This window comes from Sulfitobacter sp. UBA4523 (assembly GCF_002388305.1).
GTDB lineage: Bacteria > Pseudomonadota > Alphaproteobacteria > Rhodobacterales > Rhodobacteraceae > Sulfitobacter > Sulfitobacter pontiacus.
In genome coordinates this window covers 1,857-10,834 of record NZ_DGMH01000056.1, presented here as the reverse complement: position 1 = coordinate 10,834, position 8,978 = coordinate 1,857, and the positions used below count along the sequence as shown (strand labels likewise).

Annotated in this window: 12 protein-coding genes; 10 read left to right on the top strand and 2 right to left on the bottom strand. The window is 63.2% G+C overall.

Annotated features, from left to right (window positions below):
• The coding region (locus B3849_RS14050; RefSeq protein ID WP_286780311.1) for a serine--tRNA ligase at positions 1 to 934 on the bottom strand (934 nt) is incomplete at its 3' end.
• A gap of 262 nt (positions 935 to 1,196) precedes the next feature.
• Here B3849_RS14050 and yajC point away from each other — a divergent pair.
• The 10 genes from yajC (at position 1,197) to B3849_RS14000 (ending at position 8,274) form a co-directional block, all read left to right on the top strand.
• Positions 1,197 to 1,475: a preprotein translocase subunit YajC gene (yajC, locus tag B3849_RS14045; RefSeq protein WP_005852640.1), complete on the top strand. Its 279-nt coding sequence runs from the start codon at positions 1,197 to 1,199 to the stop codon at positions 1,473 to 1,475.
• Between the two features lie 36 nt (positions 1,476 to 1,511).
• A complete protein-coding gene (secD, locus tag B3849_RS14040; RefSeq protein WP_037962867.1) occupies positions 1,512 to 3,161 on the top strand; it encodes a protein translocase subunit SecD in 1,650 nt (549 codons plus the stop codon).
• Positions 3,162 to 3,172: 11 nt separating this feature from the next.
• Positions 3,173 to 4,141 carry a protein translocase subunit SecF gene (gene secF / locus B3849_RS14035; protein WP_037943943.1) on the top strand — a complete coding sequence of 323 codons (969 nt, stop codon included), beginning with the start codon at positions 3,173 to 3,175 and terminating at the stop codon, positions 4,139 to 4,141.
• Between the two features lie 167 nt (positions 4,142 to 4,308).
• Positions 4,309 to 4,662 carry an Mth938-like domain-containing protein gene (locus B3849_RS14030; RefSeq protein ID WP_005852646.1) on the top strand — a complete coding sequence of 118 codons (354 nt, stop codon included), beginning with the start codon at positions 4,309 to 4,311 and terminating at the stop codon, positions 4,660 to 4,662.
• A 1-nt stretch (position 4,663) separates the two neighbouring features.
• The gene (gene ccmA / locus B3849_RS14025; protein WP_286780310.1) at positions 4,664 to 5,281 is read left to right on the top strand and encodes a heme ABC exporter ATP-binding protein CcmA; all 618 of its coding nucleotides are present in this window, start codon (positions 4,664 to 4,666) and stop codon (positions 5,279 to 5,281) included.
• Positions 5,278 to 5,934: a heme exporter protein CcmB gene (gene ccmB / locus B3849_RS14020; protein WP_278425883.1), complete on the top strand. Its 657-nt coding sequence runs from the start codon at positions 5,278 to 5,280 to the stop codon at positions 5,932 to 5,934. Before ccmA ends, ccmB begins: the two co-directional genes overlap by 4 nt.
• 52 nt (positions 5,935 to 5,986) lie before the next feature.
• On the top strand, positions 5,987 to 6,721 hold the full coding sequence (locus B3849_RS14015) for a heme ABC transporter permease (RefSeq protein WP_184582487.1): 735 nt from the start codon (positions 5,987 to 5,989) through the stop codon (positions 6,719 to 6,721).
• Complete coding sequence (gene ccmD / locus B3849_RS14010) at positions 6,721 to 6,870, top strand: heme exporter protein CcmD (protein WP_414718051.1); 150 nt, start codon at positions 6,721 to 6,723, stop codon at positions 6,868 to 6,870. Before B3849_RS14015 ends, ccmD begins: the two co-directional genes overlap by 1 nt.
• Positions 6,863 to 7,402, top strand: a complete 540-nt coding sequence (locus B3849_RS14005) for a DsbE family thiol:disulfide interchange protein (protein ID WP_037943946.1) — start codon at positions 6,863 to 6,865, stop codon at positions 7,400 to 7,402. The genes ccmD and B3849_RS14005 overlap by 8 nt, the downstream gene beginning before the upstream one ends.
• Positions 7,403 to 7,551: 149 nt before the next feature.
• On the top strand, positions 7,552 to 8,274 hold the full coding sequence (locus tag B3849_RS14000; protein WP_278425886.1) for a heme-dependent oxidative N-demethylase family protein: 723 nt from the start codon (positions 7,552 to 7,554) through the stop codon (positions 8,272 to 8,274).
• A gap of 39 nt (positions 8,275 to 8,313) precedes the next feature.
• Here B3849_RS14000 and B3849_RS13995 read toward each other — a convergent pair whose 3' ends face one another.
• Positions 8,314 to 8,751 (bottom strand): glyoxalase superfamily protein, encoded by a 438-nt coding sequence (locus B3849_RS13995; protein WP_278425887.1) that lies wholly within the window; start codon positions 8,749 to 8,751, stop codon positions 8,314 to 8,316.
• Positions 8,752 to 8,978: the final 227 nt, after the last annotated feature.

Sequence of the window (8,978 nt, the reverse complement as noted above, 5' to 3'; positions counted from 1 at the left end):
CCTCGAGGATGCCCTCGGCGCATTTGGTCATGCGCTCATGCTCCGCATCGCTGTCCTCGGGGCGGCAGATGCTGACCATCTCGACCTTCTCGAACTGGTGCTGGCGCAGCATGCCCGAGGTGTCGCGGCCCGCGCTGCCCGCCTCGGAGCGGAAGCACAGGGTGTGGGCGGTCATCCGCCGGGGCAGGGCGGCTTCTTCCAGCACGTCACCGGCGACCGAATAGGTCAGCGTCACTTCGGAGGTGGGGATCAGCCACCAGCCATTGGTGGTCTGATAGCTGTCGTCGCCGAACTTGGGCAGCTTGTCGGTGCCATACATCGCCTCGTCGCGCACCAGCACGGGGGTCATATGTTCGGTCAGCCCGTTTTCATCGACATGGGTGTCGATCATGAACTGCGCCAGCGCACGGTGAATCCGCGCCACGGCCCCCTTGAGCATCACAAAGCGCGCGCCGGAGGTTTTGGCGGCGGTTTCGAAATCCATCGACGCCGCGACGCTGGCGATCTCGAAATGCTCTTTCGCCTTGAAATCAAACGCCGGCACATCGCCCCAGCGGTTCACTTCGACATTGTCAGCCTCGTCCGCGCCATCGGGGGCATCATCGGCGGGCAGGTTGGGGATGCGCGCCAGCATGTCGGTCAACTGCGCGTCCAGATCCTTGGCCTCTGCCTGCATGGCGGTGACTTCGGCCTTCTTGTCGCTGACCAAGGTGCGCAGACGTTCGAATTCCGCCTCGTCGCCCTTGGCCTTGGCCGCGCCCACCAGTTTGGAGGCTTTGTTCTGCTCGGCCTGCGCCGTTTCCGCTGCTGAAATCTTGGCCCGCCGTGCCTCGTCCAGTGCCAGTACCTGCGCGCTCACAGGGGTGTCGCCGCGCCGTGCGAGGGCCGCGTCGAAAGCATCGGGGTTTTCACGGATGGCTTTGATGTCGTGCATGGGCTGTTCCTTTGTCGTCCGAGTCGCATGATCTGCGTTGCGCGCGTTATGCCCGATTGTGGATCGCGGTGCCAGATGTGGATGCGCGGGGGGGATCGCGCCCTTGGATACTTGCGCAAACAGCTTATTGCAGGCTGCGACACCGGGCAGCGCCATTTCCCCCCGGAACCCACCTTGCAAAGCCCCGCGTCTGACCATAGGTTCCGCCAAACTTAGACGGCAGGCCGTTTGCGGCATGCGCCCAACACAAAGGACGACCTCCATGGAAGCCATTCAGCAATTTGTACCCCTGATCCTGATCTTCGCGATCATGTATTTTCTGCTTATCCGCCCTCAGCAAAAGAAGGTGAAAGAGCATAAGGCAATGGTGGACGGTCTGCGTCGTGGCGATCAAGTGGTCACCGCTGGCGGTCTGATCGGCAAAGTCGTCAAAGTCAAAGATGACGGCGAGCTGGAAGTCGAACTGGCCGACAACGTCAAAGTGCGCGTTGTGCAATCGACCATCGCCACCGTCGTCTCCAAGACCGAACCAGCCAAGTAAGCGCCCCTTCGGGCGTGTCGAGAAAAGGGCAGTACCATGCTTCAGATTGATCTGTGGAAACGGGTGTTGATCATCCTCACCTGTGCCGCTGGCCTGTGGTTGGCGCTGCCCAATGCGTTTTACGGTCCCGTCGAACAGCACAATGATGCGGTTAAGGCGATCAGCGTTGCTGGCGCCACCCCCGAGCTTGAGGCGCAAAAGGCGCTTTGGCCCGAGTGGATGCCGGAACGTCTGGTTAACCTTGGCCTCGATCTGCGCGGCGGGGCCCATTTGCTGGCCGAAGTGAATGTCGAAGACGTTTACGCCAACCGGATGGAAGCCGCCTGGCCCGAGGTCCGCGATGCGTTACGCTCGATCACGCCAGTCCGCCGCGTTGACGCCCCCAAGGGCGAGCTGCGCGTGCGCATCAACGATGCATCTGTCATGGCACAAGCTTTAGAGGCGACCCGTGCCTTGGCCCGCCCCGTGCAGTCGCTGACGGGCACAGGGCAAAACGACATCGTGGTAAACGGTGCCAATGACATCATCACCATCACGCTGACCGATGCCGAAAAACAGGCCACGGACGAGCGCACGATGCAGCAGTCGCTGGAAATCATCCGCCGCCGCATCGACGAGGTGGGCACACGCGAACCCACGATCCAGCGTCAGGGCGCGGACCGTATCCTTATTCAGGTGCCCGGCATCGGGTCAGCCGCAGAGCTGAAAGCGATCATCGGGACCACCGCGCAGCTGACGTTTAACCCCGTGGTGAACCGTGGTGCCAATGAAAACGCGGCACCGGGTCTGGGCAATTCGCTTTTGCCCGACGCCGAAGCGCCCGGTGTCTTCTACATCATCGAAACCGCGCCCGTCGTGACCGGCGAACAACTGGTCGATGCGCAGCCCAGCTTTGACCAGAACGGCCGCCCCGCTGTCAGCTTCCGCTTTGACACCACCGGCGCGCGCAAGTTCGGCACCTACACGGCAGAGAACATCGGCGCGCCTTTCGCCATTGTGCTGGATGACGAGGTCATCAGCGCCCCCACCATCCAAAGCGCGATCCCCGGCGGGTCGGGCATCATCACCGGCAACTTCACGGTCGAGGAATCCACCAATCTGGCCGTCTTGCTGCGGGCAGGGGCCTTGCCTGCGGGGCTGACCTTTGTCGAGGAACGCACCATCGGGCCGGAACTGGGTCAGGACAGCATTGACGCGGGCAAGATCGCGACCAGCGTCGCCTTTGCCGCGGTACTGTTCTTTATGTGGGCCAGCTACGGGCTGTTCGGGCTGTTCGCCAATATCGCGCTGATCATCAACGTCGGCATGATCTTTGGCTTGCTAAGCCTGATTGGTGCCACGCTGACCCTGCCCGGTATCGCTGGGATCGTTCTGACAGTGGGTATGGCGGTGGACGCCAACGTGCTGATCTTTGAACGCATCCGCGAAGAGCTCAAGACCGCCAAGGGACCGGCCCGCGCCATCAGCCTTGGCTATGAACGCGCGCTTAGCGCCATTCTGGACGCCAACATCACCACCTTCATCATTGCAACGATCCTCTTTGTGCTTGGCTCCGGCCCTGTGCGCGGGTTCGCGGTGACGCTGGGGCTTGGCATCGTCACGTCGGTCTTTACGGCGTATTTCGTCACACGTCTGATCGTGGTGTTCTGGTTTGAACGCCGCCGTCCCAAGACAATCACGGTATAGGAACGCGCACCATGCGGCTGAGACTGATCCCCGACGATACGAATATCGACTTCTTCAAACACGCCAGACTGACCTTTGGGGCGTCCTGTGTGGCGGTGCTGCTGGCCTTGGCCGTGTGGTTCACTATGGGCCTGAACTACGGCATTGACTTCCGCGGCGGGACGACCCTGCGCACGCAAAGCGACGCAGCCGTGGACGTGGCGGCCTACCGCACGGCGCTGGAACCGCTGGAGCTTGGCGATGTGTCCATCTCAGAGGTGTTTGACCCTGCCAGCGACAGTACCAAACATGTCGCGATGGTGCGCATCCAGGCCCAGGAGGGCGAAGAGGCCGCATCCCCCGAGATGATCCAGAATGTCGAGGAAGCGTTGAAAACCGTTGCCCCGAACATCGTCTTCACCTCGGTCGAATCCGTTGGCCCCAAAGTGTCGGGCGAGCTGATCCAGACCGCGTTTCTGGCGGTTGCCGCCTCCCTCGGGGCGATCCTGATCTACATCTGGCTCAGGTTCGAATGGCAGTTCTCTGTCGGGGCGGTCGCGGCGCTGTTCCACGATGTGGTGCTGACCATTGGCGTGTTCTCGGCCCTGCAGATCCGCTTCGATCTGGCGGTGATCGCGGCGATCCTGACCATCATCGGCTATTCGATCAACGACACCGTGGTGATCTTTGACCGCCTGCGTGAAAACCTGCGCAAATACAAGAAACGCGACCTGCGCGAGATCATGAACCTCAGCGTTAACGAGACCCTCAGCCGGACCTTGATGACATCGGGCACCACCTTGCTCGCGCTCATCGCGCTGCTGGTTCTGGGCGGCGATGTGATCCGTGGCTTTGTCTTCGCGATTACATGGGGCGTTGTTGTGGGCACCTATTCTTCGGTCTATGTGGCCAAGAACGTCGTGCTGTTTCTGGGCGTCAAACGCGACTGGTCCAAGAAAGACAACAATAACACCGGCCAATACGCCAACATCGACGCGTAATATATTTCGCTGCCAGCAGGGCACACCCTTGCTGGCAGCACCGTTCCGCGCCCGCATCCGGCGCGACGCTTTACTCATAGGGCCCGCCCCATTTCACCGCCAGTTGACCTGTATTGTCCGCGCGTGATCCGCTATGATCGCGCAGCCCCCGCGAGAAGGAGAACATCATGCGTTTGAACGAGGTCGTGTATTCGGATGCCAAACCCGTCGAAGGCTATGGCCCCGGTTTCTTCCGCATTGGCGGCACGGTGTTCGAAGGGCCTGTGATCGCAGGCACCTCTGGGGTTTCTGCGTGGCAAGGCTTTGACGATCACGCACCGCTGCTGGCGCTGGCGGGCAAGATCGACATCCTGTTCATCGGCACCGGGGCCGAGATTGCGCATATCCCGGCCGACCTGCGCAGCACGCTCGAAGATGCGGGCATCGGGGTTGATGTGATGTCGTCCCCCGCGGCGGCGCGGACGTATAACGTCCTGCTCAGCGAAGGCCGTCGCATCGCCTTGGCCATGATCCCCGTCTGATATGACCCTGCGTGTCACCGACCTTGCCGTCGCGCGCGGCGGTGTGCCCGTGCTGGACGGGGTGTTCTTTGCGATTGAACCGGGGGCTGCCTTGATCCTGCGTGGGCCGAACGGGGCGGGTAAGACCACGCTGCTGCGCTGCATCGCGGGGCTGCAACCGCCCTTGTCGGGGCAGATCGACGGGGCAGAGGAAACCATCGCCTACGCCGGTCATGCCGACGGGCTGAAAGCGATGCTGAGCGTGCGCGAAAACCTCACGTTCTGGGCGCAGGTCTTCGGGCAACGCGATATCTCTGACGCATTGGCCGCCTATGACCTTGAGCCGCTGCAAGACCGGCTGGCAGGCACCTTGTCTGCGGGGCAGAAGCGGCGCTTGGGGCTGGCGCGGTTGATGGTCACGGGGCGGCCCATCTGGGTGCTGGACGAGCCGACCGTGTCGCTGGACGCCGCCGCCGTCGGGCTTTTCGCCGCCGCGGTGACGGCGCATCTGGGGGCCGGCGGCACGGCGCTGATCGCGACCCATATCGACCTTGGCCTGAAGGCGGATCGCTTTGACATCACCCCGTTTCGCGCCAAGCCATCACAGCGCAGCGGTGCCAGTGACGAGGCTTTCCTGTGATCGCCTTGCTGCGCCGTGACCTGATGCTTGCCTTTCGGGCGGGCGGGGGCTTTGGCCTTGGGCTGGCGTTCTTCCTGATTGTGACCGTACTGGTGCCCTTCTCGGTCGGGCCGCACCCCGATCTGTTGGGGACCATCGCGCCCGGTGTGCTTTGGCTGGGGGCGCTGCTGGCCTGCCTGCTCTCGCTGGACCGGTTGCTTGCGCTGGATTACGAGGATGGCACGCTGGACCTGCTGGCCACGGCACCGCTGCCGCTTGAGGCGGCGTTGAGCGTCAAGGCGTTGTCGCACTGGGTGACGACAGGGCTGCCGCTGGTGCTGGCGGCCCCTGTGTTGGGGGTGATGCTGAACCTCGCGCCCGCGGGGTATCTGTGGCTGGTGGCCTCGCTGGGTCTGGGCACGCCCGCGCTGTCGGTGATCGGCACCTTTGGCGCGGCGCTGACCGTGGGTATCAAACGCGGCGGGTTGCTGATGTCGCTGCTGGTGCTGCCGCTTTACGTACCGACGCTTATCTTCGGGGCAGAGGCCGCGCGCCGCGGCGCAATGGGGCTGGATGCCACGACCCCTCTGACCCTGCTGGCTGGCATCACCTTTGGCACCATCGCGCTCATGCCCTTCGCCTCTGCCGCGGTGCTGCGGATGACCTTAAGGTGAGTGCGCGCTTTTGACCATTGAGTGCCAGGAAACGGAGCGATAGAACCCCGCCATGTCTTTATGGGAATACGCCAATCCGGTGAAATTTTTAGGCCTCTCGGCCCGCGTGCAACCCTATGTCTGGGGGGGGGCGGCGCTGTGTCTGGTGGTCGGTCTGGGCTGGGGCTTTTTCGGCACGCCGGATGATTACCGTCAGGGATCGACGGTCAAGATCATCTACCTGCATGTGCCCGCCGCGCTGATGGCGATCAACGCGTGGTTCATGATGCTGGTGGCCTCGCTGGTCTGGCTGATCCGCCGGCATCACGTCAGCGCCCTTGCGGCCAAGGCGGCGGCCCCTGTGGGCGTTACCATGACAGTGATCGCGCTGATCACCGGTGCGATCTGGGGGCAACCGATGTGGGGCACCTGGTGGGCATGGGATCCACGGCTGACGTCCTTTCTGATCCTGTTCCTCTTCTACCTTGGCTATATCGCCCTGTGGGAAGCGGTCGAGGACCCCGATACCGCTGCAGACCTGACCTCGGTCCTGTGTCTGGTAGGCTCGGTCTTTGCGGTGCTGTCGCGCTATGCGGTCAAGTTCTGGAATCAGGGGCTGCATCAAGGCACCTCTGTCCCGCTGGCCACCGGTGGGCGTACCGTGTCGGATGTGTTTTTCTACCCGCTGCTGATCAGTATGGTCGGCTTTGGCCTGCTGTTTCTGGCGCTGGTTCTGTACCGCACAGGGACCGAAATCCGCCTGCGCCGCGCCCGCGCGCTGCTGGCGCGCAGCGAAAGGGGCGCATGATGCCGGAACTTGGGAAATACGCCGCCGAGGTGCTGGCCGCCTATGGGCTGTCGCTGCTGCTGCTGGCGGGACTGGTGGGGCTGAGCCTGAACAAAGGGCGCAAGGCCCGCGCCACACTTGCTGATATAGAGGCCCGTAAAGATGGCTAAAATCTCTCCGCTCATGATCGCGCCACCGTTGGTCTTCGCCGGTTTCGTGGCTCTTGCCGCCTTTGGCATGTTCCGCCCCGATCCCGAAGGGCTGCCTTCGACGCTGGTGGGGCAGATGGCCCCCGCGCTGCCGGAAAAACCACTGGAAGGGTTTCCCGCCGCGGCACCGGATGTGCTGACCAATGGCGAGGTGACGCTGGTCAACTTCTGGGCCAGCTGGTGCCCGCCCTGCCGCGCCGAACATCCGCAGTTGCTTGATATGCAGGCGCAGGGGCTGTCGATCATCGGGGTCAACTTCAAAGACACAGTCGGCCCCGCAACCAGCTACCTGACCAATGATGGCAACCCTTTCGAAGGCGTCGCCTTTGACCCGCAGGGGCGCACCGCCATCAACTGGGGCGTCACCGCCCCGCCAGAGACCTTCATCATTGCGGGCGACGGCACGGTTCTGTTCCGCTACGCCGGCCCGCTGGTCGGCAGTGACTACGAACAACGTTTCCTGCCGGCGCTGCAAGACGCTCTGAAGAACTGACAGCCGCTTCCAAATGGCCCTAAATCCTCGCCGAAGGCATGGCCCGTAGCAGGCTGCGCCCCGGCAGCGGGCCTATGCGCCACGCCGCCGGTTTCGCCCCGGCTGCCCCCCGCGGCTAGCCCTCATCCGCTGACCAAAAAGGAGACCTCATGCCCGTGATATTGCAAACCAGACTACCGGACGCGCAAACCGGCACGCCCGGATTGCCGGGCACGGGGCCTTGCGGGGCGGAGGACTGGCTGCTGATGGACGAAGCCTACGCGCCGCAGATGGTCTACCGCGAAGCGCTGCTGGCGGACCGACCCGAGGCTGTTTTCTACCAAAGCGAACCCGCCAGACCTGCCGCTGCAGAGCTGTTGTCCGAGGCGCTGACCCTTCTGCCGCGTTTCGGTTTCACCCTCGGGGCTGATGCGGTGGTTTGCCCCGACGGGCGCAAGGTCACGCTGGACCGGTCGCAACCGCTGTGGACGCTGGCGCATCTGGTGCAAGAAGACCTCTGCATCCTGCAAAAGCGTGGCGATGAACATGTGCTGACCGCTGCGGCACTGTGCTTTCCGGCGAACTGGCGGCTGGCGGACAAGATAGAGCAACCCCTGACGGGCATTCACGCCCAGGTCGAGGAATATGACGCCGATATCGCGCGGCGTGTGCAACGTCTGTTTGACGGCGTGCGCGCAGGGCGGCCCCTATGGCGGTTCAATAAACTGCGCTATGCGGATGCGGATCTGCACCAGCCGCGGCGGCGCGAAACAGGCAGCGACATGCCCTTTATCCGGTCAGAGCGGCAGTGCATCCTGCGTCTGCCCGAAAGCGACGCGGTGGTCTTTACGATCCACACCTATGTGGTGCGCGACGGAGATGCGCCTGCCTGAGCGGACCCAGACAGGCGCGATGGTTCGGGAGTGATGGCGCTAGGTCAGGACCAGATGCGGCTGCCCGTCAGAGGTCTTGCGCGGGGAGACCCCCTGCGCATCGACCACCGCATTGATCTGCCGCCGCATATTGCTGAACCGGGGCGAGGTCACAACGTCAATCGCCGTGTCAAAGCGCAGGGTCAGCGACCACATGCCACTGCCCGATAGCCGCGCCGCCTTGATCACACCGGTAAAGGGATGGCCTAGATAGCGGCCTTGCACGCGGTCCCCGGGCGTCCAGCCCTGCGCAGGGGCGGCGGCCTGGGCGCTCAGCGTGTTCCAGTCGCGCGCGCCCCATTGGTGGGCCACCATTTCCAGCGTCGCCGCATGGGACAGTGCTGTGCCTTGGGCCGCAAGGTCCGCGCGCAGCCGTTTGGCTTGGGATTTCAACACATCAGCCGAAGGTACGGCGGTGGGATGGTTTTGGGTTGTCATCATAACACTCCTGCTCTCGCAAAAGTCGAAGGGGGTCCGCGTTGCCCGTCAATCCGCGAGATTGAAGGTGTGTTCTTGATCAAGGACTTCACCGATATGCGGACGGCAGGGGCCTTTCCCTATGGGCTCTATATGGCGCTTGGGTGCTGCAATTGCAATGGGGCGGTGTGGGCGGCAGGGGGCGGATGCCTTCGGCGAGGATTTTCAACCATTTGGAAGCAAAACGC